The following is a 26,774-nucleotide window of genomic DNA, read 5'->3' as shown; positions in this document are numbered from 1 at the left end:
TACCTAATTATCAACAAGGCATAAGAGCTATGAGGCTTATTCTATCAGCGTTATAGGTGACTTGTCGCCCCGACAGCGATCGCCCTTTTATTTCCAAAGTACGATCGCCCTTATTTTCCAATCAGCCGATCGTACTCTGCGTGAGTACCAATCCAAAACCACAAAATACCTGTTTTAATTTCAATACCCAACGCCCGATAAGCTTGTCCGGCCCTTACAGACCAATAATTACCAACCTTCTTAAAATGCAGAGAAGGATGAGACGGATCTGCCTTCAGCAACTCATAACACTGATCTGCTGTAGCTTGTACGGTTGATGGCAAAGCATGGTAACAATCCCAAAACTTTCTCCTTCGTGTAGTGCATTAAATCTCTCGATAGTTACCACTCTCAAAATCTGCGATCGCTTCTCCTGCTAAAGCATCCAGTTTACCCTTAGCAATATCTTTCTCTAGCTGAATATCCCATCGTTGGTAATCCAAATTCAAAAACCACTCTAACAACTCTCCAATTTCGTTCGGCGGAAGTTCGAGAATCGCATTTTCTATCTGTTCTACAGTCAACATAGGCTGTCTTAGATTACACTTTATTTCGCTGATTTTTTTGCGTGTTATTTATTATATCTCAATTCGGGATTCGGGGAAAAGCGATCGCCCTTTTCTTCCCGAAGTGCGCCCTTATCTTCCCAAAGTGCAATTAAACTTGACCAGGCAAATCCAACGCAATTAATAGAGCTTGATTCAGCAGAAGTATTGCTTCATCACTAAGCATTCCTCGTAAACTCAATAAGCGAGGTTTAGATAATACCCGTACTTGATCTGCCATAGCGATAGAATCGTTCGTTAATCCACCGTCGGGAGCTTTAATTAATACCTGAGTGGGATAAACTCGCTTACCAGTTTGATAAGTAGTGCAGGGAATAGCCAAAACTACAGGGCTATATGTATTGATTGTAGCTCGACTAACGATGATAACAGGACGGGTTCCTCCTTGTTCAGAACCCTCAACAGGTTCAAGTCGAGCATCATAGACTTCTCCCCGGTTCATACAGGAGATTGTCCCAATTGCAAAGCTTCCCAACTCGCTACCGCAAACTCAGCCTCCATCTGTAGCACTTGAGCTTGATACTCTGGATCTTGTGCCATTTCAATCAGTGCTGCATCAATTTCCGATCGTTTACCCTGAGTTTTGCTTCTTACCCGATCGCGCATCAATGCTGACAATACTTCTAAAAGTTGCTGTTGCTCTTCAAGAGTGAGACTTTGAGCCTGACTCAGTACCTCGCTATAAGTAGACATAGGCTTTATGTTGAGATTTTTTGGCTGATTGTTATTATAGCAATTTAGGAGCTAGGGAAAACCGATCGCCCTTTTCGTCATAAAGTGCGATCGCCCTTCAGTTAATCATAAATTTCTCTCCAGTGTCCAATCTGGTGAATAGTAATCACCTTTAAATCATCATCAAAAGAATAAATTACCCGATAATCACCAACTCTTAACTTAAAGAAACCTGCCAGATTAGCCGACAACGGCATAGGAGTAATTTGTTCAAAATTTTCAGCCAACCAATTGATTTTATTACCTATACGCTCCCGCACAGGCTGAGTCAATCTTTCTTGGTTAACCAGAGCTTCTGCTGTCAACTCAACCAAATAGCTCATTACGCCTTCATGCCGAGTTTTTGATAAACTTCCCCAGCTTCGATGCTGCTTTCTCCTGCTTGCTTGCGCTTCATTGACTCTAACAATTTCAGCTTGACTTCTTCCTTAACTTCTAAACCTGCATCAGGATCGCCCAAATATTCTTCTAAGCATTGTTCAACGGTATGCCGAATCAAGTCCCGCAGTTGCTCAACTGTCATATCTTTGACTTGCATATTAATCTCCTAGTCTGTGGGATTATCGATAAATTATAGCAACTTTAGGAGCGCCAAACCCAATCAAACTGATTTTGGCTCAAAGAAAGTGCGATCGACCATTTCTTACCAAAGTGCGCCCATGTCTTGCCAAAGCGCGATCGCCCTTATCGTCCTAAAGTCCGATCGCCCTTATTTATAGATATCACCGCGAGAACCAATCAGAGTCACAATATATACCTCATTATCCGTATCTTCTACAAAAAGTATCCGATATTTACCCACTCGCAGCCAGAACTCAAGACGACCTTTGAGAGGCTTAATGTCAAGTCCTGTCGAGTCTGTCACCAGCGCATCTAAAGCCTTAACAATACGGACTCGATCGTCCAGTTGCATCAGTTGTAAATACCGCTGTGCTGATTTTAGGAGAATGTAGTCAGTCACTTTTTTCTCCGAACAGCTTCAACTTAAGTTCTTTTGATGAGATTCCCCGATCGCGCCCCGCGAAATAATCTGCCAATGCTGCTTGACTTTCCGCTATTTCTTCTGCTGAAATCACATCATCATCGCCTTCAACTTCAACCCCCTGATGAATGATCTTTCTCAATTCCTCTAATAATCGGAGTTGGTCAGTCAGTGCGAGGCGTTGAACTTGAGTTAGTACCTCATTATAAGTCGGCATAGACTTTTTGCTGGTATTTTTTAGCTCTAATTCTAATATAGACTGATTTTGGCTGGAAGTGCGATGGTCTTTTCTTCCCAAAGTGCGACCTTTTCTTCCCAAAGTGCGACCTTTTCTTCCCAAAGTGCTCGCGCCCAAACCGACCGCTCAATTTTGATTAGATAGAACATCGCCCTCAAGACTTACTTGATATGCTACAATCCTTAATAAAGGTCGTTTAGCCCACGATAAAATACCGCTATGACTACCCTCACCCTCAACCTCAACCCCATCATTAAGCTGACAGACGAACAGTTTTTTCAGCTTTGTCAGGAAAATGAGAATATTAGACTGGAACGAACAGCGAAAGGAGAACTAATTATCATGTCACCAGCAGGAGGAGAGACTGGAAACAGCAATGCAGGATTAACAGCACAGACTTGGATTTGGAACGAGCAAAATAAACTCGGTAAAGTGTTTGATTCCTCAACTGGATTCAAACTCCCTAATGGTGCAAATAGAGCGCCTGACGCTGCATGGGTCACATTAGAACGCTGGAATGCTCTTACTGCCGAACAAAAAAATAAATTTCCTCCCATTTGTCCTGATTTTGTAGTCGAGTTAATGTCTCCGAGCGATAGTTTGAAAGAAACTCAGGATAAGATGAAAGAGTATCGAGATAATGGTGCGCGTTTGGGTTGGTTAATTAACCGCAAGTCTCGACAAGTTGAAATTTATCGTCAGGGCGCAGAAGTTGAATTGCTGTCGTCGCCTGCTACTTTATCAGGTGAAGATATTCTTCCCGGATTTATGCTGAGTCTTGAGTCGATTTGGTAAAGGGCGATCGCCCTTATCTTCCTAAAGTGCGATCGCGCTTAACTACCTAATTCAGCCTCAAACGGGTTAATCAGAGTCAGTTCAGCAATCCATTGAAAATCCTCTATATTTCGCGTCACTAGAGTCAAACCGTACACCAAAGCGGTTGCTGCAATAATAGCATCGCCAAGTGTCATCTTCCTCATTTGTCGCAGTGTCACAGCGCGATCGAGTACAGCTTGGGAAATAGGTAAAACCTCAACCACCCCAAAAAATTCCTCAAAGTATAGGCGAGACTCTTGAGTTAGTCGGTGATAGCCGAGAACTTCAACATAACTAACTGCTGATAATGCTATTTCGATCTCGCGAATAAACTGCCGAATCTGGGTGTGTTCTGGTTGAGAAGCGTAGATAATAATGTTACTATCAGTAGCATCATTCATCCCTACCAGGAAGCGGACGATCTTGACGCATCTCTCGCGGCCACGCAACCGGAGCTGTGACTTCAGCAAAAGTCTGACTCGCCGCCAGTTTTTCCAATATTTCAACTATTTTTTGACGGCGACATTCTGCACTTATACTAGACTTTTCCTTTAACAAAGTCACATAAACTTTCAGCGGGCGATCGCTCTGTTGCGGAGCATCGTTCGTCCACTCTAACAGCTTTCCTTTCAGTAGAGCCTCAAATGTGCGTAGCATAATCGATACCAGCTTCTCTCTGACTTTTATATCATAGCTCTCTGACGGAATTTTTCGCAAATCTCAGTCTGTGTGGCGCGTGAAGCGAAGCTATCCCCTAGGGAATCGCCCTTTTCTCCCAAACAGCCTGAAGCGCTGCTATCCCGTAAGGAATCGCCCTGCCATCAATCCTAAATATTCCCTAGCCTTCAACTCAATTTTTTTCCGATTCTGACTCGGTTGACTCCTGCCAAATCTCACACAGCATTCTTGGCACTCACACCTTAATTTTATATCATAAATTACCACCAAATAATGTATAACTTATCGACAAAATTGATTTTCTTCTATCGCCGTTTCAAACTCAGCACACTGAGAAAAAAGCTCGATAGCACCATCTGCAAGCCCACAGTCAGGCAAGTGAGCGAAGGAATAACTAAACGCAGAGTTTTAGAAGGATCGAGAGAACCGAAAGCTGTTTCGCTCCAGATAGTTAATGACAAAAACGACCCAACTATGCCAATTAAAATTAGCGTGACTCCGACCATCAATCCGGTCTCTAAGCTAACATATCGAAATATTTTATTTAGTTTCGGGTCTTCCGGCAGCAGTTTCTCGCTGATGGCGAAAACTTTGGTGAAGAAAGCGAAAGTTACTGCTTGAAAACCGACGATAATTGCGATCGAACTATAAAGCAGCGTGTGTACGTCAAAGCTGATTCCTCCGATTTTTTGAGTACCGGGCAACAGCCAAATGCTAACAATTAGGCCCAAAATCATCAGCGCAGTACCGGGATACAGAAACAGCCACCGGGGACTGTAAAGCAGCAAAAATCGGAGGTGGCGCCAGCCATCTCGCCAAGTTCGCAGGTGCGGCGGGCGCGAGCGGCCGTCGGGAGAGAGTACCGTTGGGACTTCAGCGATCCCCAACTTGTACAGAGAGGCTTTGACAACCATTTCGCTAGCAAATTCCATCCCCGTTGTTTGCAAGTCCAGTTTCAAAATAGAGTCTCTCCTGAAACCCCGCAACCCGCAGTGAAAGTCGCCGGCCGGACTTGAGAAGAATAGCTGCCCAACCCACGTCAGCACCGGATTTCCTAAATATTTGTGCAGCGGCGGCATTGCCCCCGGTTTGATGCCCCCTTGAAAGCGGTTTCCCATCACTAAATCGCAGCCTCCCCGCAATTTTTCGACAAAAGCGCCGAGGTTGGAAAAGTCGTAGCTGTCGTCAGCGTCGCCCATGATAATATAGACTCCGCGCGCCGCTACGATGCCTCCCATCAGGGCGCTGCCGTACCCTTTGGCTGCTACGGGGACGACTCGGGCCCCCATTCTGGTGGCGATATCTTGAGAACCGTCAGTGCTGCCATTGTCTGCTATGATGACTTCGCCGGCAATATTAAGGTCGCGCAGAGACTTCTGTGCCTTCTCGATGCAGATTTCTAAAGTTTCTGCCTCGTTAAGGCAGGGCATGAGTATTGAAAGTTCGAGGGTGTATTCCGTGCTGATGTTGGTCTGCTCTGCCATAGGTTTTTTCCACTGTTGCTGGCGATCGATAATACTTGCTTTTCCAGTATGTATGCTTAAAATAGGGGTGGCTAACAAAATTCAATAAAACTTAATCAAAGCTGTTAAGGCGAGTTTTTTGTCGGCAATTTTCGCGCTGTCGTATTAGGTATGTGAATTCATGAATAGAGGCGTTTTTCTGGTTTTGCTCGCTGCTATTTTGTGCAGCGTTGTGGGTCAATTTAGTCTGAAGGCAGGAGCTAAAATCTTAGGGCCCATCGGCGCTGCTAATTTAGTAGAAAAAGTTATGGCAATGGCAACTCAGCCTTTGATAGTTGCAGGTCTGTGTTTGTATGCAGTTTCTTCGATCGGCTTTATCGTAGTTTTGTCTCGCGCCAACATTAGCATAGTCTCGCCTTTACTGTCAATTAGTTACTTGTTTACTGTTTTGGGCGGCAAAATTGTATTTAACGAGCCTTTGCCGCCGCTGCGGTTAGTAGGCGTGGCCCTGATTATGACGGGAGTAATTTTTGTACTCAGAGGTCAAGCTGGGGGAGTGGCTGGGGGCAGTTAGCAATTTGTCGCTTGTGACGACACTTGAGTGCTGAGTTGATAATTTATTAAGTCAAAGGGTGCGTCTGAGCGTTACCTTCTAAATCGATACTGAGGTCACAATTATGAATTCATACTTTCTCTCCTTTGCATGGGGAATTTTCATTCTGATCTCCCTCATCGGCTGGGGTGGAGCAATCAATCGCATCCTTTTTCCCAAGCATAGGGTTGACTGGGGACAAAGAGCCGCTTGGGGGATGGCTTGGAGTATGTGCTTTGGGGGAGTATTGAATGTTACTTGGACTATTTCGCAAACCACAGTTTTAATTTACTTGGCGTTAGGATTTATATATTGGCTGAGCGATTTTTACAATATTAGAAATTTATTCATCAATTCGCTATCTGAGATTCGGTTAGCTCGTAGCCACTGGCTATTTATTTTAGGTATTTTTGCAGTCGTATTTCTGAATCTTTGGCACTATGCAGGCTCGGTTTACAGTCTAAATTTCCAAGGCTTAGACGATTACCATGCCTATTTTGTATATCCACATAAGATGCTACAAATGGGATCTTTGGGCCCAGATCCGTTCAGCGAAAGAAGGCTGTCTTCCCTGGGAGGACACCCTTTCTTGCAGACCTTCGTTCTCAGCGCGCTCGGAAACGAAAATCTCCATCTAATCGATCCCGGCGTTTCCTTCCTAATATCAGTAGGACTTCTTTTAGGTTATTTCAAGGATAAAAATCTTCCCAAAGAAGCAGCAATTTTATTGCTTTTTATTTTTCTTTGCATATATTATCCTCAGTTAAATACCAGCAGTACAGTAACGGGAACAGCAATGTTTTTAAGCTTGTTCAGAAGTCTTGACTGGGAAGAGATGGAGAGCAGCCGCTGGATTCCTAATGCTTGTATTGTAGCTTTAGTCACAGCGGGTGTCTGGTCTTTGAAAACCAGCTTGATTCCGGCTTGTACCATTCTAGTTATTGCAAGCTACTTTTTTTACATTTTAGGAGCAAAGGGCGATCGCCGAACTGCTGCCTCCGAATGTTTACTAGCTGGAATATTAACTTTACTGCTGCTTTTGCCCTGGATGATTTCCATGTACCAATCATCAGGAACTTTACTTTACCCGCTATTGGGCAAGGGATATCACGGATCGGCTTACGGAACTTATTTACACAAAAATTTTACGCTCGTGCAAGCGTTAAAAGTTAGTATTGGCTCGGTAATAAATGTGTACGGAGTTTCGGTAGGATTGCTGGGTTTTGCTATCCTTCGCTGGCGCAATTGGACAATATCCGGTCGCGAAGCACCTCTATCTTTTTTGATAAGTGCTGCGGTCGTAATGCCTATTATAGGGTTGTCTACTGGAGGAACTGACAGTTATCGGTACGGGTTTCCTGTTGTTTCGGCAGCAATAATTGTATTGATGACAGGAGCTTTTATTCAAACTGAAGCGGGAGAAAAAAGCAAATTATCTAATACTGCTCCTGTACTGATTGCTATGGTTGTGGCTGGCATAATGATTGGCAATAACAGCAACAGCCTTAAATTGAGATATTCGGAATTTGCAGGTAACATTAAATCCGGCATAAATAATGTAGCTTTGGTATCGGATCAGCAGATTGCTCAACATATCAAAATGCAGCAGTCAATTGCTGAAGGAGAAACACTTTTAACAAGACTTGAAAGACCTTTTTTACTGGATTTTAAGCGGAATAAAATCTTGCTGGCAGATTGGCCGGGCGGAGCGAGTCCTCCCCCCGGTATGCCGTTATTCAAAGGCAGTGAACCCTTGGCTGACTATTTAACTTCACAATCTATTAGATATGTAGCGTATTCTTATGCAAAGGAAGCAGCATATTCAAAAAGTTTTCTTTCATCAAGTATTAGTACCGAAAATACTTGGCTGAGAAATCAAGCGGAGAACGCTTGGGATTTTCAAGCAAATTTAAAAGAACTAGGCAATAATCGCCAAAGATTATATGACGATGGGGATATTTTTGTTCTGGATTTGTTAAGTCGTAAAAAACTCAAATAATCGGATTATATGTCTAATATTTCTGAGCCTGTGAATTCCCATCAATTATTGAGCGATCGCACGGCTGTTATTGCTACAATGCACCAAAAAGAACGGGTGATTACTCCCATTTTGAAACGAGAATTGGGCGTAAATATCCTAGTACCTGCGGAGCTTGACACGGACGCATTCGGCACCTTCACCAGAGAAGTTAAACGCTTAGGAACTCAAATAGAAGCGGCTCGCCATAAAGCACAAAAAGCCCTAGAAATTGCGGGCGAAACTCTTGCCTTTGCCAGCGAAGGTACTTTCGGCCCTCACCCGATGATGCCGTATCTGCCAGCTAATAGAGAAATTGTGCTGTTATTAGATCGAGCCAACAATCTAGAAATAATCGGCGAATCTTTGTCCGTGGAAACTAACTACAGTCACCAGTTAGTTTCTAGTATCGAAGAAGCAGATGATTTTGCTAAAAAAGCTGGATTTACCGAACACGCAATGGTGGTTATAGTGGGCGACGCTGCTAAAGGAAATGGAGAAATTATTAAGGGAATAACTACTGAAAAGCAGTTGTTTGACGCGGTGACAGCAGGCTTAAGAAAATCGTCAACCGGCCGAGTTCACATCGAAACAGATATGCGGGCGATGTACAATCCAACTCGGATGAAAAACATCGAAAATGCAACTCTGGATTTAGTTAAAAAATTCAAGCAATTCTGCCCCGATTGCGGTTGGCCGGGATTCGATATTGCTGAGACGAAAATCGGATTGCCCTGCGGACTTTGCTATTTTCCGACTCAGCTAGCGCGATCGGCAATCTATAAATGCAAAAACTGCGGTTATACTAAAGAAAAACTATTTCCAGACGGTCGAGAGACTGCCGATCCTTCCCTGTGTCAATATTGCAACCCTTAGAAAAATAATTGCACAAAAATAGTAAAGTTTGCAACAATATTATTGAGAGTTCCCTAATAAAAGTTACTAATGATAGCTGTAGAAACCGAACGCAACTGGAAACCCGTTATTAAAGAATTCGAGGCTGTAGTCGGCAAAAACGGCGTGGTAAAGCGCCGCGAAGAATTGATTGTCTACGAGTGCGACGGGCTAGCCAGCTACCGCCAGCGGCCAGCTTTGGTGGTATTGCCGCGCACTACCGAGGAAGTGGCAAATGTGGTCAAAATATGCGATCGCAACTCAATTCCCTGGGTGGCTAGAGGCGCAGGAACAGGCCTTTCCGGCGGCGCTTTGCCTGTAGAAAACTGCGTGCTGATTGTCACCGCCCTGATGCGAAAAATTCTGAAAGTAGACTTAGAAAATCAACAAGTAGTTGTGCAGCCGGGAGTAATTAATAACTGGGTAACGCAAGCAGTTAGCGGCGCAGGTTTCTACTACGCGCCCGATCCTTCCAGTCAAATTATTTGTTCGATTGGCGGCAACGTTGCCGAAAATTCTGGCGGCGTTCACTGCCTTAAATATGGAGTAACAACCAATCACGTTTTAGGATTAAAATTGGTACTTCCTGACGGTTCAATTGTCGATGTCGGCGGCGAAATTCCCGAAATGCCTGGTTACGATTTAACTGGTGTATTTGTCGGTTCCGAAGGCACTTTAGGCATCGCCACGGAAGTTACTTTGCGAATCCTGAAAGCGCCGGAATCGATTTGCGTTCTGTTGGCGGATTTTCCTAGCATAGAAGCAGCGGGCGAATCGGTTTCCGATATTATCAGCGCTGGGATTATTCCAGGCGGCATGGAAATCATGGACAATATCAGCATCAATGCTGTAGAAGATGTAGTAGCAACAGGATGTTATCCCCGCGATGCGGCGGCAATTCTGCTCGTAGAAATCGACGGTTTAGAAGTGGAAGTAGCTACAAACAAACAGCGAATTGCTGATATTTGCAAGCAAAATGGAGCGCGAAATATCACTACGGCCCATGACCCGGAAACGCGGATGAAAATTTGGAAAGGGCGGAAAGCTGCTTTTGCAGCGGCGGGTCATCTCAGCCCGGATTATTACGTGCAAGACGGCGTAATTCCGCGCACGCAAATGGCTTATGTTTTGAAAGAAATTGAGGGTTTGAGCGAGAAATACGGCTACCGGATTGCGAATGTATTTCACGCGGGAGATGGTAATTTGCACCCGCTGATTCTGTACGATAACTCGGTAAAAGGTGCGCTGGAAAAGGTGGAAGAATTGGGCGGGGAAATTCTCAGGCTTTGCGTGAAAGTTGGGGGAAGTCTTTCCGGGGAACACGGCATCGGCGCTGACAAGAAGTGTTTTATGCCGGATATGTTTTCGGAGGTAGATTTGGAGACGATGCAGTGGGTGCGTCAGGTGTTTAATCCGAAAGGTTTGGCGAATCCTGGGAAGATGTTCCCGACGCCGAAGACTTGCGGGGAAGCGGCGAGGGCTAAGGTTGAAACTTTTAAGAAGTTGGAGGGTGCAGAGGTTTTTTAATTGGCTATTTATGCAGTAAGGTGAGCGGAAAAGCACCTGATAATTCTCTCTACAATGGGGAGGCAAAGCCTCTAAGTATGCGTTACCAGCCTGATTCGGGTAACGAGAAAAAACGATTTTTCTCGTTTTTTAGGAGTGCGATCGTCCGGCTTGCTTATAGAGCAAGTTGGTAAGGCCCGCAATGGGGACGCCGTGCTAATGTGCGATCGGCATTTTGATAGTAAATTCCGTGCCCTTGCCCAATTCGGAACTACAATATAGTTCGCCGTTGTGTCTTTCTACAATAATTTGATAGCTAATTGACAAACCCATTCCCGTGCCTTTGCCAATGGGTTTGGTAGTAAAAAAGGCATCAAATATGCGCTGCTTGATTTCCTCAGTTATTCCCGGGCCGTTGTCGGCAATTTTAATTTCTACAAAATTGGCGACAACTTCCGTAAAAATCCTAATTTGGCTGACATTTTCTGGCATTTCTTGACAAGTTCGCCTACTGTTCGCATCATCTAAAGCATCCATCGCATTGCTGAGAATATTCATAAAAACTTGATTGATTGGCCCCGCAAAACACTCAACAGGCGGCAATTCTCCGTATTGTTTTACAATTTGAATAGGTAACATTTCTCCATTTCCTTTCAAACGGTGATTGAGAATTAACAGCGTGCCGTCAATACCTTCGTGGAGGTTAATGGGTTTCATCTGTGAATCGTCGTGCCGTGAAAAGTTCCGCAGCGACTGCACAATCTGGCAAATTCTATCGACGCCAACGCTCATTGAAGACAGTATTTGGGGTAAATCTTCAGCTAAAAAATCGAGATCTTTTTCTTCTCTTTCCTGTTGAATTTCCTCGACTGGATTAGGATAGTGATGTTCGTACAGTTCGAGGTGGTGAAATAAGTCTTGAGTATAATTTTTGAGATGAGCGAGATTGCCGTGAATGAAGCTCACTGGGTTGTTGATTTCGTGAGCGACGCCGGCAATTAGCAATCCCAAACTCGACATTTTTTCGCTCTGAACTAATTGGGAATGAGTGGTTTTAAGTTTGTTAAGTGCGGCGGCTAGTTGAGCTGCTTGTTCTCTGCTTTGTGCTTCGGAATTATGCAATGCTTCTTCGGCTTGTTTGCTCTGGGTGATGTCTCTCTGTACGCCAATAAAATGAGTTAATTTGCCAGTTCTATCGCGCACGGGAGATATTGAGAAACAATTCCAGAAAGTTGTTCCGTCTTTGCGGTAATTCTTTAATATTACCTTGCATTCGCTCTTTGTTTGCAAGGCTTGGCGAATTATTTCTACTGCCACCGGATCGGTATCGCTTCCCTGCAAAAATTGGCAGTTTTTACCGATAATTTCCTGCCGCCGATAACCTGTCATGCTTTCAAATGCGGGATTGCAATAAATAATTGGATGTTCTGGGTGAGTGGCGTCAGAAATCGTAACTCCGGTGCTAGTAGCTGCTATAGCTCGATCGTACAACCAAAGCATTTCTTCTGCGCGCTTGCGATCGGTAATGTCCCGCAGCGTAGCTAAATAAGCCATTTCTCCATCCCATTCCGTTTCCACCACCCGCATTTCTACTACAGCATTTGCTTTTTGCTTGCGAATAGCTTCAACTTCTGTTTGCACGACGCGAGTTCCTGGTGCTTCTGTTTTTCCAACTTGGGGAATAATATCCGTCGCCATCTCAATGTCGCAAGCTGAAACTTCTACTACTAAATTGCCAAAAAATGCTTGCCCTAGAAGTTCCTCTGCGGTGCAGTTAAACAGTGCTTCTGCTGACGGGTTGGCAAAACAAATAAGTCCTAGCTTGTTGACGATTGCGATGCCGTCAGCATTTTTTTCGATCACATTCCGAAACCGATATTCGCTAGCTTTCAAATCCTGCTGTAGCTGTTCCATTGCTCGCTCCATCTGCTGCATTTCGCACAGACTAAGACTATAAGCTTCTGAAATGTTGGCCTGTGTCGAGTTCTCGGCTGATTTTTTGGGCATTTCTTGGTAGTTTGTTCTATTGGTCATGTTTGTAGCCATGTTTTTCTGGTTCCTGCTAATATTACTGAGCTTATTTTCTGGATCGGCTTCTTGAAAAAACCTATTTAAACCTACCAAATTATTTTTTAGATTAAGGTATTGCGATCGCCCAATTTTCCGAAAAATTTAGGGTAGAGCAATTTACACCCGATGCTAGGCTAGCACATTACTTTTAGAATTCATCATAAAACATCATTAAAATTCAAGAGCGATCGCCATACATTTATCTATTAAGTTTTATTAAGTAATTTCAACAACATTGACACTTACGTAGCGACACGAACTGTGCAAGCTGGATATGGCTTCAATCCCCCTCGCACTCACAAAATAACCAGTTCCACGCGCAAGTTCTACATATTTAGAAGCCACTGGTCAGTATAAAATATTATATAAGTTTGACAAAAAATATGGTCAAAAATAAGCGAACTCATCTTTGTTTTATTAAAAATAATCATAATTAGCCATTACCAAATCATCTCCCTGCGGGCAGATGTGATATAGAATATAACCTATCTATTTTTGCGATCGCAATTTCAAACCAATGGCACGTCTAGCACTTCTGAGCGTATCCAACAAAACCGGGCTAATCGACTTAGCGCGCAGTCTAGTAGAACAATTTGAATTTGACATAATTAGCAGCGGCGGGACAGCAAGCGCCCTCAAAGAAGCCGGAATCCCAGTTACAAAAGTTGCGGAATATACTGGTTCCCCCGAAATTTTGGGAGGGCGAGTTAAAACACTTCACCCGCGAATCCACGGAGGTATTTTAGCGCGCCGCGATGTAGCGCAAGATATCGCAGATTTAGCCGAAAATCAAATTCGGGCGATCGATCTAGTTGTAGTCAATTTGTATCCATTTGAAGAGACAATTTCTAAACCAGGAGTTACTCTAGCAGACGCAATTGAGCAGATAGATATCGGCGGACCAGCAATGTTGAGAGCTTCCGCCAAAAACCACGCTCATTTGACAGTTTTGTGCGACCCAGAACAGTACAATACTTATTTAAAAGAACTGCGAAAAAATGGCGGTGAAGCATCCTTGAAATTCCGGCAAAAATGCGCGCTGGAAACCTTCAAACATACAGCCAACTACGACAGCGCGATCGCAAATTATCTCAGCAGCCAATCCGCTGAAAAATCTTCGCTACCACAGCAGTTTAATTTATCAGGAAAAGAGTTGCAAACTCTCCGCTACGGCGAAAATCCCCATCAAGCCGCCACCTGGTATAAAAGCGGAAGTACACCGACAGGCTGGACGACTAGCACCATCCTGCAAGGCAAAGAATTAAGCTACAATAATTTAGTAGATTTAGAAGCAGCAAGGCGGCTAATCGTAGAATTCCCCGACACACCCGCCGCCGCTATTCTGAAGCATACAAATCCTTGCGGCACAGCCTTGGGAAAAACTATTTCTGAAGCTTATCAAAAAGCCTTCGACACGGATTCCGTCTCAGCTTTCGGTGGCATTGTCGCCCTAAATCGCCCGATTGATGCTGCTACTGCCACGGCGTTAACCAAAACTTTTTTAGAATGTATTGTCGCGCCGGGGTGCGAACCAGAAGCGGAAGAAATTATCAAGAAGAAGGCGAAAGTTCGAGTCTTGATTTTGCCGGATTTGACTCAAGGGCCGCCGCAAACTGTTAAAATTATTGCAGGTGGTTTGCTGGTTCAAGAGTCAGACAATGCAGTAGAAGAAACTAGCAAATGGCGGGCAGTTACTGAGAAACAGCCGACGGCGGAAGAGTGGGAAGAATTGCTGTTTGCTTGGAAAGTAGCGAAACACGTCAAATCAAATGCGATCGTTGTGACGCGCGATCGCACTACAATCGGTGTCGGCGCCGGACAAATGAATCGCGTCGGTTCGGTTAAACTAGCATTAGAACAAGCAGGAGAGAAGAGCAAAGGAGCGATTTTGGCTAGTGACGGTTTCTTCCCCTTCGACGATTCAGTCAAAACTGCGGCTGAGGCTGGAATAATTGCGATCGTCCAACCGGGCGGAAGTATGCGCGATAAAGATTCCATTGAAGCAGCCAACCAACTCGGAATCACAATGGTTTTCACCGACATCCGCCACTTTTTGCATTAGGAATAATACCTAGCAATTTTCAATTGTGTATCATAGGGTAGGGATACAATAGTGTTCGGGGGTGTCAATAAGCGCCTAAATCTTTTGTATCCCTCGTTGATAGCAGAGTCTCGATCCCCCCTAAATCCCCCTTAAGAAGGGGGACTTTGAGAATACTCTTATCCCGTCTTAAGAGGGGAGACTATGACACTCTTATCCCCTACTAAGACGGGAGACTATGACACTCTTGTCCCCCCCTTTTTTCAGGGGGGCTAGGGGGGGATCAAAAAGACTGTGACACCAATCAAAACTGTTATATCCTAACGACTTGCCAGTTGCGTCCTTAAAAAAATATGACTTACACTCAACAACAAATTAAACCCCAAGACGTAAAAGTTAAAATCCTCCTCACCGGCGGACATCAGTGCACCATTACGCTCAAATCCGACACACCATTATTGCACAGCCTAGTCAAAACATTAGTCGATCGCACCCAACCCACAGTAGGTTTTTCCACCTTATTTCAAATCCCCATAGACGACGGGCGTTCCGCCCTTTCTTTTCCCAGCGAACACCTAGTCGGATTAGTTACTGAACCCCCAATTTACTTGCAGCAACTGCAACCGCAGCAGCCAGCAACTCCCGCAGAAATTCCCATCGAAATTCCCGCAGAAATTCCCGCTCCTCCGCAGCCTGTAAATGACGACTTAATATCTCGCTATGCCCAAATAGACAACTTTTTGACACCAGCCGAAAAGAACAAACTAATTAAATATGTTTTAGCAAAAGAATCAGAATTTGTGAGTACCAGCACCTCCACAAATGCCGAAGATTACCGCCGTTCGATGGTCCTCCACTCATTCCCGGAATTTTCAACACTGATCCTGAATCGCATCAAAGGAATTCTCCCCGACGTGCTGCGAAAATTAAATATCCAATCATTTGCGCTTGGTGATATAGAAGCTCAGCTAACCATGCACAACGACAACAACTTTTATAAACTTCATAACGACAGTGGTTCTCCAGATACGGCCAGCCGATTTTTTACTTATGTTTACTATTTCAATCGAGAACCAAAAGCTTTTTCAGGTGGGGAATTGCAAATTTATGACAGCAAAATCGAGAACAATTTTTATGTAGCGGACGAGACATTTAGAACCGTTGAGCCTCGTAATAACAGCATTGTATTTTTTCTTAGTCGGTATATGCACGAAGTTTTGCGAGTTAGCTGTCCCTCGAAAGCTTTTGCTGATAGTCGTTTTACTATTAATGGCTGGGTGCGTAAAGCGGATTGAGACTTGTTGCATAAATTTTTTATGAATAGCAAAACCACAGATTTAAGGCAGATAAACGGAGATAAACGCAGATATTTTCAAGATAGGACGTACGGTTGAAACCGCGCCTACAAAAACAAAACCCGCCGACGCGGGTTGAAGAATGGATGGTTAACATTACGTTTTTTATTGACACCGCATTTTCCTCAGTTCGCGGAGGCGGACTTGGTTTGTGTAGACGCGGTTTCAACCGCCGTTTACGTCTCCCGCGATGCTATATTTACTCCAGTGCTCCAGCACTTTTTAGCAATTTCACCACACTGGAATAACTCTTAAACTCAGCCAGCATTAAAGCTGTATAATTTCCCGGATTTTTGTGGTTTAGCTCTGCACCAGCATCAATTAAAATTTTTACGGCCTCAGCATAACCCCGATGTGCGGCCCACATTAAAGCAGTTGCGCCCGAATCATCCAGCAAGTTGACATCCGCACCTTTTTCGACTAATATTTGGACGATCGCCATATAACCGCGATCGCACGCCTTCATTAAAGCAGTTTTCCCCAAATCCGCCGGGATATTCGGATCTGCACCGCCGTCAAGCAAGGCTTTCACCGTCTCAGTATGTCCGTGAAACGCAGCCAGCGTCAAAGCCGTTTCCCCAAAGTTTTTAGCATTCAGGAAATCAGCCTGATTAGAGTTTACTTTTTGCAGCAAAGCCGATACGATCGCACTATGGCCGTGAACAGCCGCCACCAGCAAAGGCGTATCGCCCAACCGATTTCTCGCACCGACACTAGCACCTCGGTTTAAGAGCAATTCCACCACATCTTCGCAGCCTTCAACCACCGCAAAATTCAACGCAGTTTCATCATCTTTATCCTTAGCGTTGATATCCGCGCCAGCATCGAGTAAGATATGTGCGATCGGCAAATTTCCCCCAGCCGCAGCGGCCATCAAAGCCGTGCCCCCATCTCCATTTTTCACATTCGCATTAGCACCCGCAGCAAGCAAAATTTGCACCACATCAGTATTGCCGGAATCTGCAGCCAAAGTTAAAGCAGTTTCGCCCTCTTTGTCGCGAATTTCGACATCAGCACCAGCAGCCAATAGCGCCTCGACAACAGCCAAATTTCCCACCGTCGCAGCTAGCATCAAAGCAGTTTTGCTCTCTAGATTTTTAACATTAGCATCCGCGCCGCAATTGAGCAAAATTCGCACAATTTCAGCGCTACCTTGACGCACAGCTAAAAACACCATAGAATTGTCAGCAACCGCACCCGCATTTACCAAAGCTTTAACAACAGCTAGATGACCGGAGAAAGCAGCTATTTTCAGAGCAGAATCTCCATCTTTATCTCGCACATTTACATCAGCATTAGCATCAAGTAACATCCGCACAACATTGATATCGCCCTTGAGAGAAGCCGCCATCAAAGCCGTACTTCCATCATCATTTTTAGCATTAACATCAGCACCAGCAGCCAGCAACAGCCGCACAGAGTCAGCCTGTTTGTGAGCCGCCGCCAGCATCAAAGCCGTTAGCCCAAAACGCCTGCTCACCTGGTTGACATTAGCGTCATTGTTTAGTAGAGTACGCACGATTTCTGTATAGCCCTTTTGGGCAGCAAACATCAAAGCCGTCGTCCCCTCAGAGTCTTTGGCATTAGCGTCAACGCCCTTAGCGAGTAAAGCTTGGACGTGAATAATGTTGCCAGTCTTGGCGGCTTGAATCAATACAGCGTCTTGTTTAGTGGCAGGCATAATAGTGTCTCGTTCTGTATGTTTTTACCATCACATGAGAGGGACTTACTGGTATACTAAGTTTTATGAAGTATGTTTGCTAATCCTGAGAACACCATGAACCTCGAAATTCCGCAGTCAGTGAAAGTTTGGAGCCAATTCTTCCACCCAGTTTTAATGTGGGTATTGCTAGCAATCTCCTTTTATGCTTTGTATCTCGGCCTGCAAATCCGCCGGACTAGAAGTGCCGAAGGCGAAGTCAAAAAAGAGTTAATTAAGGGCAAATTCAACATTAAACACCACCAGATGGGCTCTTTGCTGCTAGCCTTGATGGTAACGGGGGCGATCGGCGGAATGGCCGTCACCTACATCAACAACGGCAAATTGTTCGTGGGTTCCCACTTGCTCGCAGGGTTGGGAATGACGGCAATAATTGCGATCGCAGCCTCGCTAACTCCTTTGATGCAAAAAGGCAACAATTTGGCCAGAAACGCCCACATTTTTCTAAATGTTGTGCTGTTAGGGCTGTTTGGCTGGCAAGCAGTAACAGGCGTGGAAATCGTGCAGAGAATTATCAGCAAAATGTGATAATTTGGGTAAGATTGCTAATTGCTAATTGCTTTAGGGCGATTAGTGATTAGCAATTAAATTGTGATAACTTTTAGTTGTTTAATAGCCAAGCTTTCCTTGGGATGATATAATAGGCTAAAGTTAAACTGAGCGAACAAATTATAATATTAATCAGGGAGCTTTTTGAAATCAAAAGAATTAAAGCCATGCTAGAAAACCTGATAAAATACTTTGTGTACGCAACAAAAGGCTATATTACAAAAACGCAGTTAATCAAGTTTTTGTATTTGGCCGATCTTTATGCGGTCAAATGGACAGACAAGCAGCTTACTGATTTAGATTGGCGTTATTATTACTATGGGCCTTGGAATGAAGGCATAGACGCTGTTTTAAATCAAATGAATGGCAAAGAGATTGTTCAAGAATCTCAGGGAGAAAGTATATTCATCAGACTTGGTGAGGGAGCTGGTAATGTGGATGATTTAAAGTTACCTTTAGGTCTGAAGCTCATGCTTGACAACATCAGGAGAGAATGGGCTGGTGCCGGAGAGGATAAACTGAATCAGTTACTAGAATATGTCTATAGCACTGCTCCGATGCTTGAGGTTAAATATAGCCACGAACCAGAGGAACAGGTGAGACTTAATCTCTACAAAGAAAGAGAAAAGTTAATGAGTGAATTGGAGTGAGCGAGTGGCTGGACAAAAACCGCGTCAAGGTTGGATTTATTTTATCAATCCCTATAGAGTATGTCTTCGTTGCAAACTCGGTCATCATCATATTTATGAGATAAATCAACCAGGGGAAATTGAATGCAAGACAATTTCTTGCGCTCAGGTGATTAATTCGAGTTGGGTTTTTCGGGGAGAGCATCCTTATATTGTTTGGACAAGTGACCAATTTCAATATGACTATAAACACATCCAAACTTTGACGCTAATTCCGTTGACTTCACAAGAAACCTATAAAGGTTTGCCAACTGTATATCCGATTAATTCTACAAGCACAAATGGTCTTTCTAAGAATTCCTTCGCTCTAGTGCATCAGATATGTACTGTTGATGCTAACTGTTTTAAAGATTCGCAAGGGGATTGGCTTAAGCGAGTTGGACAACTGGATAAAGCAGATAAGGAAGCTATAGAGGAACGTTTAAAGTATTTTTTAAATCTTGGGGATAATCCGGGTGAAGATTGGTTTATTAAAAATGCGTCTCCAGAACTTTTGCAGAAAGTGTTTAATTTTCTACCGGATGAAACCACAAAAAGTATGGCTATAGAAAAACTGATCGACGATTTGCGATCGTAGTCAATAGACATCTACAATAATTATTGTGGAACAGGCATCCTGGCTGTTCAAGACTTGCTTTTCTAGAAATGTCTAGTCAAACAGCGGCAATTCTAGCTGAATTGGTTCTAATGGCGGTGTTGGTTCTAATTGCGGTTGCGCTTTCTTGCTGCGTTGTTTTTTGTTGGCCGCAGGCTTTTTAGCAGTTTTGGCAACGTTTTCTCTGTTTTCCCTTTCGGCGCGAATCCGTTCTAATAAGACGGATGCAGGCTCGTCGTTGGGGTCTTCGGGGACCAGTTCACCCCGAAAGGCTTTGGCGAGGATGGCTTGCTATTCTTGCACGAAAACTGGTGGAAACCTCACCCTAATATTTACTTACTGGAGCATCGCCTAGTCTCAGCCCGTCGGCAAAGGAGCCGAATCCAGGCGCAAAATAGATAAGGGAAATTTATGATCGAAAAAACCGCGACGCAGATCCTAAACTATAACTTTTACTTATAAAGACTTGATTTTTAAGAGTTTTTTACTTGATTCTTAAGAGTTTTCTAGAAAAGTTAAAATCTAAACCTCAATGCTCCAGCACCCAATTGTTTTACAATTAAACCGGGAAGAGGAAACGCAAAAATGGACAGGACTCAACAGTAAGTCAAAAGTGTCCGAAATTTTGGACACTTTTGACAGAGTTTTACCGTACAAAAGAGGAATAGCAAATTCCCATGTTAGTCAGTTGGAGTTCAAAAACTTATGCCTGATGACCTATTACTACCTAAAGTCCAAGAATTCGTAAACAGGTTTGAGTCCGTCTTCGAGAGTGACTGGGGACACACTAAAGAGTGTTTAGACGATATTCCTTGTAACGAAAATTTTTTAAGGTCTACTTCTACCGAATTTTACACTTCCGATCGTTGGAATAATTACATCGCCTTGCTTGACGCATACCCTGACCTCAAAGCGTTTATGAAAAGTGAAGGGATACATCCTGATGACTGCAAAAATGATCTAGAATGTTTAAACAACAAGCAAGAAGAGGAATAATGGGTAAAACAAAACGGCGAAAACAAGTAAATAACAATTACAGCAAAGGATTGAGAGAAGAGCCAAAGATTGAAAGTGGAAAAATTAGCTTAGGAACCTTTATCAACAAATCTGACTTCCCCGCCCTTACACTCCTTGCACAGATTCCAGAATTTGAAAAATCAAAAATAATAGATGCGGAAGTATGTGTAAGTTTTGCTATTGAGGACCTCAAAATCGCAGGTCTAGCATTCGTGTCTGTAAATAAAGATCGAGGGATTGGTGTGGGCATATGTGCTTTTTCTGCAGCACCAGAATTATCAAAAATCGAAACAGACAAGCAAAAGAGCTTATTCCCTTATTATCGAGAAGAAGTGCAGAGACTTGTGACCGAAGCCTATCAAAAGCTTGAAGCCGAAATCTATCAAACAACATTCCTCAGACTAAATTAAGGCAAAGCTATTGAGAGGGGGATAAACTTTGCAAGATCCGATCATAAGCTCGTTGTTGCTCGCGCTCATTCAAAGCTAAATGATAAGTCTGAGTGTGAGTAGCAAGACTGTGGCCCATTTGTTTTGTCGCCAGCGCAACATCCAGTCCAAAGCTCATAGCCCGGATAGCCCAAGCATGGCGCAGATCGTAAGCGCAAAAATCAGCAGGCGACCGGGCAAAAAACTTACAAACGCGATCGCCAAGATCAGCATGGCATTCACCCGTAACAGGTGGTCTCTTAATGTCCGCTAGCTCCCACTATTCTGCCCACTCTGGTCTTAATGGTCAGCACTTTTTGCATTGCATTAAATTTGCATTACTTTCCGCAATCAATTATGCACATTTAAATACAATTTACAGTCTATAATAAACCCAAAAACCTTGTCACACAAGCATTTAAGACTTATTAAAAATACTAAAAATTAAGGCGGCACCCAGATTTGAACTGGGGGTGGAGGTTTTGCAGACCTCTGCCTTACCACTTGGCTATGCCGCCGTTACGTCGGAAAATTGACGTTTTTTTATAGTACACCAAATCTCGATTATTTCAACATATTTGTCAAAAATTTCGCGAAGCGAAGCTATCCCGTAGGGAATCGCCCTTTTTTCCCACACATCCAAAATCCATCCGAGGCTATTCTAGAACTAAATCGATCGCCCGCAACACCAGCCATGACACCCGCTTCTCCCCTATTCGCCGCCCAAATCACCGACACTCACTTGTTTGCAGAGTTCGATCGACAATGGAAAGGGATCTCGACAGCCCGCACCCTCGAAACAGTTCTCGATCGCCTGCAACAGATAAAGCCGCCGCCAGACTTACTTTTGCTGACAGGAGATTTATCCCAAGACGAAACAGCCGAATCTTACGAACTCCTGGCCTCCTTGATTTCCCCCCTCAACATCCCCGCTTACTGGATACCTGGGAATCACGACAACATCCCAGTTATGCAGCAAATATTAGATAACCCGCCTATTTCCCCAGAAAAATCATTTCACTTGGGAAACTGGCAGTTTCTGCTGCTTTCGAGTGTCGAAGCCGGATGCGACGGCGGGCGGCTTTCCCCAGAGACTTTGGATTGGCTGGACTCTCAACTGCAACAAACGGGCGATCGATTTGTTATGATTGCTTTGCACCATCATCCGCTGGCGATCGACTGTGAAATCATGGACAGCATGATGCTGCACAATGCGGATGAATTTTTTGCAATTGTCGATCGATACCCTCACATAAAAATCGTCCTTTGCGGCCACATTCACCAAGAATTTCAACAACAGCGAGGTTTAGTTGCTTATTTGGGCACACCCAGTACCTGCATCCAACTGTTACCCAAAACCTCTCCGATTGTCCTCGACACCATCGGGCCCGGATTTAGATTGCTCGAATTGGCGATCGACGGTACTTGGGATACTAAGATTGAGCGAGTAGCCGGAGAACCTGCAATATCTTGATTTTTACAGTTAAGAGGTCGTTGTGCGATCGACCCAATCGAAGAATTATCTTATTTCCCGTAAAATAACCGTTACCAAGTTCGATCGTTCGGACTTGTGTGCGCCTCAAAACTCAGAAGACAGAAGTCCTCACTACCAACCATTTATCCTCACTGCAAACCGATTTAATAGTCTGCGTTCAAGGTGACATGATATCAAGCAGGTTTGCGATCGTACAATCACAAGTCCTAGAACATATTTTTTGCGCTGTTACATATGCTAAAAAATATTTCTCTACAATATACAAAATTGTCAATCTGTCAAAAGATATATTTTATTATTCATTCATATATTTTATCATTCGTAATGACCGTAGATTGCAGAAATAGCGAGAGCGATCGGCAACTAACAACAATAGATCGGGCAACTTTAAAAAACAGGAAAAACTTAATATGTCTGAAGTCAATGGCGTCATGATGCAGTATTTCCACTGGTATACCCCCGATGACGGAAACCTGTGGAATCAGCTAGCCGAATCTGCAAAAGATTTAGCTAAAATTGGCGTTACATCTCTGTGGTTGCCACCCGCCTATAAAGGAACGGGCGGCGGTATGGATGTGGGCTATGGCGTCTACGACTTGTTCGATTTAGGCGAATTCGACCAAAAAGGGTCAGTACGCACTAAATACGGTACAAAAGATGAGTATTTGCGCGCAATCAAAGCTGCACAAGATGCTGGAATTCGGATTTATGCCGATGTTGTCTTCAACCACAAATTAGGTGCCGATGCCCAAGAAGAAGCCGAAGCCACACCCTTCAATCCAGACAACCGCAATGACACCGTAGGTGAATATCAAAAAATCAAAGCTTGGACGCATTTTACTTTCCCTGGCCGCGACAAAAAATATTCCAGTATGGAGTGGCATTGGTGGCATTTTGACGCCATTGATTACAACGTTTACGACACTGACAACCATGCCATTTACCTGCTAAAAGGCAAAGAATTTGATGAGGGAGTAGACCTAGAAAAAGGCAATTTTGACTACCTCATGGGTTGCGACTTAGATATGGACAACCCAGAAGTCACTGGGGAATTAAAATACTGGGGCGAGTGGTATGTGGATACAACAAATGTTGACGGATTTCGTTTTGATGCCGTCAAACACGTAGCAGCAGGATTTTTCCAAGAGTGGTTGGAACACGTCCGCAACTATGCCAAACGCGACCTATTTGCGGTAGGTGAATATTGGTCTTACGAAGTGGAAGCTTTGCATTACTTCATCCAAGCAACGGACGGTAAAGTATCCTTATTTGATGCGCCCCTCCACTATAACTTCCACGCTGCTAGCAAGGCCGGCAACAGCTACGACTTGCGAACAATTTTCGACGGCACCCTCGTTCAACAGCAACCAACTCTAGCCGTTACTTTGGTTGACAACCATGATTCTCAACCCTTGCAATCGTTAGAATCAGTTGTCGAATCTTGGTTTAAACCCCTTGCTTACGCTTTAATCCTGCTGCGGAGTGAAGGATATCCCTGTATTTTTTACCCGGATTATTACGGTGATCACTATAAAGATACAGCAAATGATGGCAATGAATACGAGATTTGGTTAGACAAACATCAGTGGATTCTAGATAAATTGCTGTTTGCGCGCCAAACCTATTCTTACGGGAATCAATACGATTACTTCGACCACGCTAACACAATTGGCTGGACGCGACTAGGAAACGAAGAACACCCTGGTGGCATGGCTGTGGTACTAAGTAATGGAGGCGATGGCACTAAGTTTATGGAAGTCGGACAACCCAATCGAACTTATATTGACATCATGGAACACGTCAAAGAACCCATCGTAACAAATGACGACGGTTGGGCAGATTTTAGGTGTAACGCCGGTTCAGTTTCTGTCTGGGTTCCGCAGCAGTAAGCATGACCGCAATTTTGACGGAATCCTCTGTCTAAAGTAGGGTGCGCTAGGCGCACCTTACCGCTACAATTATCGCATTAAACAAATTTTTACTTAGCTGTTTTTGATGACTCAAGCCTATTCGTAGTGATGACTTCAGTCCTATATCTCTATACTTATATTTATAAAAATCTCCCCCAAAAAAATTACATAAAAAAATATGAAACTTGCAGAAAAAGTTGCCGTTATTACCGGCGGCGGGTCGGGAATTGGTCGTGCCGCAGCAATTTTAATGGCCAAGGAAGGCGCAAAAGTTGCTATTATCGATCTAAGTTTAGAAACGGCGCAAGAAACAGTCCGCCAACTAATAAATGAAGGAGGCAGCGGGCTGGCAATTGCCGCAGATGTGGGGCATTCTGGGCAAATGCAGCAGGCATTTCAAACAATTTTTGACGAGTATCAAAGAATTGATATTGTGTTCGCCAATGCGGGGATTAACGGCATCTGGTCGCCCGTAGAAGAGATAGAACCCGATGAGTGGGATCGGACAATTAACACCAACCTCACCGGAACCTTTTTGACTGTTAAGTATGCTGTTCCTTATCTCAAGAAACAAGGAGGTTCCATCGTCATTACATCATCGATTAATGGCACCAGAAGCTTCAAAAAAGTTGGCGCCACAGCTTACGCTTGCAGCAAAGCTGCTCAAGTAGCTTTAGCAAAAATGCTGGCGCTAGAACTTTCTACGAGTCACATCAGAGTCAATGTTATCTGTCCGGGCGGGGTGCTGACTGGGATCAATGAAAGCACTGTTAAGCGCCATCTCGATCGCATTCCAGTTGACCGCGATTGCCTTCAAGATATGATTCCTTTGACTGATAATATCGCTGGTTCGAGCCTAGATATCGCGAAATTAGTATTATTTTTGGTATCGGATACATCCAGTTTTATCACGGGTACTGAAGTCTGGATTGATGGCGGCGGTTCTTTGATTTAAACCCTCAATAAGTTAACAGTTAACTGTTAACCGACCAATGACTAATGACTAACTCTCCATTGTTTGACAGCAGTTTGTAATGTTGGCGGCAGCCAGTTATCATACTGAGGATAAACAGGCAAACGTTGCACGAGTTGCCATCCGGCTGCTGCTAAAATTTCTGTTAAAGTTTGATGTTGCAGGTGAGGATAATCGGGATTAACTTCATCCAATGGCCCAATTCCGCCTAAATCTGTCGCACCTGCTTCTAAACAAGCCAGCAATATGTCCGGCTGTGCAACTAAATTTGGCGGGATTTGCAGGGAAATTTCAGCAGGTAAAATGCTGCGGGCGATCGCAATTACTTGCGGCATTTTTGTAGCATCAAAAACTTCACCGTCCCAACTTTGCTGATTTCCGGGGCTGTGGGGCTGGAGGATAACTTCTTGAATGTGATTGTAGCGCGAATGAATCTGGGCGATCGCCTCCAAAGTCTCAATCCAATCAGCCTTACTTTCCCCGATTCCCAACAGCAAACCAGTCGTAAACGGAATCTGTAATTCCCCAGCCCATTCTAACTGTTGCAGCCGCAGCGCCGGCACTTTACTCGGTGCGTGTCGGTGAACAGTTTGTAACAAATCGGGGGACAACTGTTCTAGCATCAGTCCCATTGAAACATTCACCTGTTTTAACTGCGCCATCTCCTCAAAGCTGAGCGGCCCTACATTAGTATGCGGCAAAAATCCGAGACTAAGTGCCAGTTGGCACAAATCGTAAATCCGCTGAAACCAAGCTTTTCGCCGTTGACTATTGGGATGTACTTCGCCGCTGAGGATCAGAATTTCAATTACACCTTGAGGAAGCAGCAACTCAAGCTGTGTTTCGGCTTCTGGGAGTGTCAGCCAAGGACTTTGCAGCGGTTGGGCCCGAAAATTGCAATAGGTGCAGCGGTTGAAACACTCGTAGGTGGGAACTAGAGTATAAGCGGGGCTGTAGGTGACGGTGCGGGACATTCCTTGGGATTTTGAGCGATCGGACTCGATCGACAGCTATATATATAAGTGCGAGTTTTGCGGTTGGCGATCGCACAACTTCATGTATCTTAACACTCATGCCTGTCCCGAATCTCGTTACCAGCTAGATTATGAAAATTATTTTTTTCGTGCGATCGCCCGTAAACTCCGCACTCGGCTGTTTAAAATCCCCATACAGCAAGCATTATAGCTTCAAATAAGATTTGCTTATAACTGTAATCACAAAAACTGTGCTTAAAACCCCTTTACAAACTGAAATAAAAGGTTTATGTTATTTACATGGCGGAACACAAAGCCGTCACGAACATTGAAAACCAAATAAAGCAATCATAAACAAATGACAACAACCTTACAGCAGCGCGAAAGCGCCAACGTCTGGGAACGCTTTTGTGAGTGGGTCACAAGCACCGACAA

General features: G+C 44.1%; 29 protein-coding genes and 1 tRNA gene. 15 read left to right on the top strand and 15 right to left on the bottom strand.

Features of this window, described 5'->3' with window-relative positions:
• Window positions 1–110: 110 nt before the first annotated feature.
• From QUA44_RS26805 to QUA44_RS26770, 8 genes are all read right to left on the bottom strand, one after another.
• Window positions 111–323: a ParE family toxin-like protein gene (locus tag QUA44_RS26805; protein ID WP_333255833.1), complete on the bottom strand. Its 213-nt coding sequence runs from the start codon at window positions 321–323 to the stop codon at window positions 111–113.
• Between the two features lie 42 nt (window positions 324–365).
• On the bottom strand, window positions 366–566 hold the full coding sequence (locus tag QUA44_RS26800; protein WP_193972564.1) for a hypothetical protein: 201 nt from the start codon (window positions 564–566) through the stop codon (window positions 366–368).
• A 130-nt stretch (window positions 567–696) separates the two neighbouring features.
• Window positions 697–1,047 (bottom strand): type II toxin-antitoxin system PemK/MazF family toxin, encoded by a 351-nt coding sequence (locus tag QUA44_RS26795; RefSeq protein WP_333255831.1) that lies wholly within the window; start codon window positions 1,045–1,047, stop codon window positions 697–699.
• The gene (locus QUA44_RS26790) at window positions 1,044–1,298 is read right to left on the bottom strand and encodes a hypothetical protein (protein WP_333255830.1); all 255 of its coding nucleotides are present in this window, start codon (window positions 1,296–1,298) and stop codon (window positions 1,044–1,046) included. Before QUA44_RS26790 ends, QUA44_RS26795 begins: the two co-directional genes overlap by 4 nt.
• A 101-nt stretch (window positions 1,299–1,399) precedes the next feature.
• Window positions 1,400–1,660, bottom strand: coding sequence for a type II toxin-antitoxin system RelE/ParE family toxin (locus tag QUA44_RS26785; RefSeq protein ID WP_333255828.1), 261 nt, complete (start codon window positions 1,658–1,660; stop codon window positions 1,400–1,402).
• On the bottom strand, window positions 1,660–1,875 hold the full coding sequence (locus tag QUA44_RS26780) for a hypothetical protein (RefSeq protein ID WP_194068126.1): 216 nt from the start codon (window positions 1,873–1,875) through the stop codon (window positions 1,660–1,662). The genes QUA44_RS26785 and QUA44_RS26780 overlap by 1 nt, the downstream gene beginning before the upstream one ends.
• Before the next feature lie 171 nt (window positions 1,876–2,046).
• A complete protein-coding gene (locus QUA44_RS26775) occupies window positions 2,047–2,298 on the bottom strand; it encodes a type II toxin-antitoxin system RelE/ParE family toxin (protein ID WP_333255826.1) in 252 nt (83 codons plus the stop codon).
• Window positions 2,291–2,674, bottom strand: a complete 384-nt coding sequence (locus tag QUA44_RS26770; RefSeq protein WP_333255824.1) for a hypothetical protein — start codon at window positions 2,672–2,674, stop codon at window positions 2,291–2,293. The genes QUA44_RS26775 and QUA44_RS26770 overlap by 8 nt, the downstream gene beginning before the upstream one ends.
• Before the next feature lie 102 nt (window positions 2,675–2,776).
• Here QUA44_RS26770 and QUA44_RS26765 point away from each other — a divergent pair, with 102 nt between their 5' ends.
• Window positions 2,777–3,352: a Uma2 family endonuclease gene (locus tag QUA44_RS26765; RefSeq protein WP_333255822.1), complete on the top strand. Its 576-nt coding sequence runs from the start codon at window positions 2,777–2,779 to the stop codon at window positions 3,350–3,352.
• Window positions 3,353–3,390: 38 nt separating this feature from the next.
• Here QUA44_RS26765 and QUA44_RS26760 read toward each other — a convergent pair whose 3' ends face one another.
• From QUA44_RS26760 to QUA44_RS26750, 3 genes are all read right to left on the bottom strand, one after another.
• On the bottom strand, window positions 3,391–3,774 hold the full coding sequence (locus QUA44_RS26760) for a type II toxin-antitoxin system VapC family toxin (protein ID WP_333255820.1): 384 nt from the start codon (window positions 3,772–3,774) through the stop codon (window positions 3,391–3,393).
• On the bottom strand, window positions 3,767–4,030 hold the full coding sequence (locus QUA44_RS26755) for a hypothetical protein (RefSeq protein WP_333255818.1): 264 nt from the start codon (window positions 4,028–4,030) through the stop codon (window positions 3,767–3,769). The genes QUA44_RS26760 and QUA44_RS26755 overlap by 8 nt, the downstream gene beginning before the upstream one ends.
• 326 nt (window positions 4,031–4,356) lie before the next feature.
• Window positions 4,357–5,613, bottom strand: coding sequence for a glycosyltransferase family 2 protein (locus tag QUA44_RS26750; protein ID WP_333255816.1), 1,257 nt, complete (start codon window positions 5,611–5,613; stop codon window positions 4,357–4,359).
• 82 nt (window positions 5,614–5,695) lie between these two features.
• Here QUA44_RS26750 and QUA44_RS26745 point away from each other — a divergent pair, with 82 nt between their 5' ends.
• From QUA44_RS26745 to glcD, 4 genes are all read left to right on the top strand, one after another.
• A complete protein-coding gene (locus QUA44_RS26745; RefSeq protein WP_333255815.1) occupies window positions 5,696–6,088 on the top strand; it encodes a transporter in 393 nt (130 codons plus the stop codon).
• 103 nt (window positions 6,089–6,191) lie between these two features.
• A complete protein-coding gene (locus tag QUA44_RS26740) occupies window positions 6,192–8,105 on the top strand; it encodes a hypothetical protein (protein ID WP_333255813.1) in 1,914 nt (637 codons plus the stop codon).
• Between the two features lie 9 nt (window positions 8,106–8,114).
• Window positions 8,115–8,999, top strand: coding sequence for a DUF6671 family protein (locus QUA44_RS26735; protein WP_333255811.1), 885 nt, complete (start codon window positions 8,115–8,117; stop codon window positions 8,997–8,999).
• A 69-nt stretch (window positions 9,000–9,068) separates the two neighbouring features.
• On the top strand, window positions 9,069–10,544 hold the full coding sequence (gene glcD, locus QUA44_RS26730) for a glycolate oxidase subunit GlcD (protein ID WP_333255809.1): 1,476 nt from the start codon (window positions 9,069–9,071) through the stop codon (window positions 10,542–10,544).
• A gap of 195 nt (window positions 10,545–10,739) precedes the next feature.
• On the opposite strand, the gene QUA44_RS26725 is transcribed toward glcD, so the two are convergent.
• Entirely contained in the window at window positions 10,740–12,557 is a 1,818-nt protein-coding gene (locus tag QUA44_RS26725; RefSeq protein ID WP_333255807.1) for a PAS domain S-box protein, read from the bottom strand.
• Between the two features lie 553 nt (window positions 12,558–13,110).
• On the opposite strand from QUA44_RS26725, the gene purH reads away from it, so the two are divergent.
• Both purH and QUA44_RS26715 read left to right on the top strand, forming a co-directional pair.
• Window positions 13,111–14,655: a bifunctional phosphoribosylaminoimidazolecarboxamide formyltransferase/IMP cyclohydrolase gene (purH, locus tag QUA44_RS26720; RefSeq protein WP_333255805.1), complete on the top strand. Its 1,545-nt coding sequence runs from the start codon at window positions 13,111–13,113 to the stop codon at window positions 14,653–14,655.
• Between the two features lie 332 nt (window positions 14,656–14,987).
• Window positions 14,988–15,929, top strand: coding sequence for a 2OG-Fe(II) oxygenase (locus QUA44_RS26715; protein ID WP_333255803.1), 942 nt, complete (start codon window positions 14,988–14,990; stop codon window positions 15,927–15,929).
• A gap of 259 nt (window positions 15,930–16,188) precedes the next feature.
• Here the strand turns inward: QUA44_RS26715 and QUA44_RS26710 are convergent, their stop codons facing one another.
• Window positions 16,189–17,670, bottom strand: coding sequence for an ankyrin repeat domain-containing protein (locus QUA44_RS26710; protein WP_333255802.1), 1,482 nt, complete (start codon window positions 17,668–17,670; stop codon window positions 16,189–16,191).
• 96 nt (window positions 17,671–17,766) lie between these two features.
• Between QUA44_RS26710 and QUA44_RS26705 the strand changes: the two genes are divergently transcribed.
• The 4 genes from QUA44_RS26705 (at window position 17,767) to QUA44_RS26690 (ending at window position 20,969) form a co-directional block, all read left to right on the top strand.
• Window positions 17,767–18,237 carry a DUF4079 domain-containing protein gene (locus QUA44_RS26705; protein WP_333255837.1) on the top strand — a complete coding sequence of 157 codons (471 nt, stop codon included), beginning with the start codon at window positions 17,767–17,769 and terminating at the stop codon, window positions 18,235–18,237.
• A 188-nt stretch (window positions 18,238–18,425) separates the two neighbouring features.
• Entirely contained in the window at window positions 18,426–18,908 is a 483-nt protein-coding gene (locus tag QUA44_RS26700; RefSeq protein WP_333255800.1) for a type II toxin-antitoxin system antitoxin SocA domain-containing protein, read from the top strand.
• A gap of 4 nt (window positions 18,909–18,912) precedes the next feature.
• Window positions 18,913–19,524, top strand: a complete 612-nt coding sequence (locus QUA44_RS26695) for a type II toxin-antitoxin system PemK/MazF family toxin (RefSeq protein ID WP_333255798.1) — start codon at window positions 18,913–18,915, stop codon at window positions 19,522–19,524.
• A 983-nt stretch (window positions 19,525–20,507) separates the two neighbouring features.
• On the top strand, window positions 20,508–20,969 hold the full coding sequence (locus tag QUA44_RS26690; protein ID WP_333255794.1) for a hypothetical protein: 462 nt from the start codon (window positions 20,508–20,510) through the stop codon (window positions 20,967–20,969).
• Window positions 20,970–21,434: 465 nt separating this feature from the next.
• On the opposite strand, the gene QUA44_RS26685 is transcribed toward QUA44_RS26690, so the two are convergent.
• Window positions 21,435–21,505, bottom strand: a tRNA-Cys gene (locus QUA44_RS26685).
• Between the two features lie 14 nt (window positions 21,506–21,519).
• Between QUA44_RS26685 and cpdA the strand changes: the two genes are divergently transcribed.
• The 3 genes from cpdA (at window position 21,520) to QUA44_RS26670 (ending at window position 25,347) form a co-directional block, all read left to right on the top strand.
• Window positions 21,520–22,461: a 3',5'-cyclic-AMP phosphodiesterase gene (gene cpdA, locus QUA44_RS26680; RefSeq protein ID WP_333255792.1), complete on the top strand. Its 942-nt coding sequence runs from the start codon at window positions 21,520–21,522 to the stop codon at window positions 22,459–22,461.
• 431 nt (window positions 22,462–22,892) lie between these two features.
• Window positions 22,893–24,371, top strand: a complete 1,479-nt coding sequence (locus tag QUA44_RS26675) for an alpha-amylase (RefSeq protein ID WP_333255790.1) — start codon at window positions 22,893–22,895, stop codon at window positions 24,369–24,371.
• A 199-nt stretch (window positions 24,372–24,570) separates the two neighbouring features.
• Window positions 24,571–25,347 carry an SDR family NAD(P)-dependent oxidoreductase gene (locus tag QUA44_RS26670; RefSeq protein WP_333255789.1) on the top strand — a complete coding sequence of 259 codons (777 nt, stop codon included), beginning with the start codon at window positions 24,571–24,573 and terminating at the stop codon, window positions 25,345–25,347.
• 41 nt (window positions 25,348–25,388) lie between these two features.
• Here the strand turns inward: QUA44_RS26670 and cofG are convergent, their stop codons facing one another.
• Window positions 25,389–26,339: a 7,8-didemethyl-8-hydroxy-5-deazariboflavin synthase subunit CofG gene (gene cofG, locus QUA44_RS26665; protein ID WP_333255787.1), complete on the bottom strand. Its 951-nt coding sequence runs from the start codon at window positions 26,337–26,339 to the stop codon at window positions 25,389–25,391.
• Between cofG and QUA44_RS26660 the strand changes: the two genes are divergently transcribed.
• Complete coding sequence (locus QUA44_RS26660; protein WP_333276757.1) at window positions 26,329–26,550, top strand: hypothetical protein; 222 nt, start codon at window positions 26,329–26,331, stop codon at window positions 26,548–26,550. The genes cofG and QUA44_RS26660 overlap by 11 nt on opposite strands.
• The last annotated feature ends 224 nt before the right edge of the window (window positions 26,551–26,774 follow it).

Origin of the sequence: Microcoleus sp. N9_A2 (assembly GCF_036701775.1) — a bacterium.
In the GTDB taxonomy this organism is placed as follows: domain Bacteria; phylum Cyanobacteriota; class Cyanobacteriia; order Cyanobacteriales; family Microcoleaceae; genus Microcoleus.
Note: the sequence above shows the minus strand (reverse complement) of the source record. Positions and strands in the feature narration are given on the sequence as shown.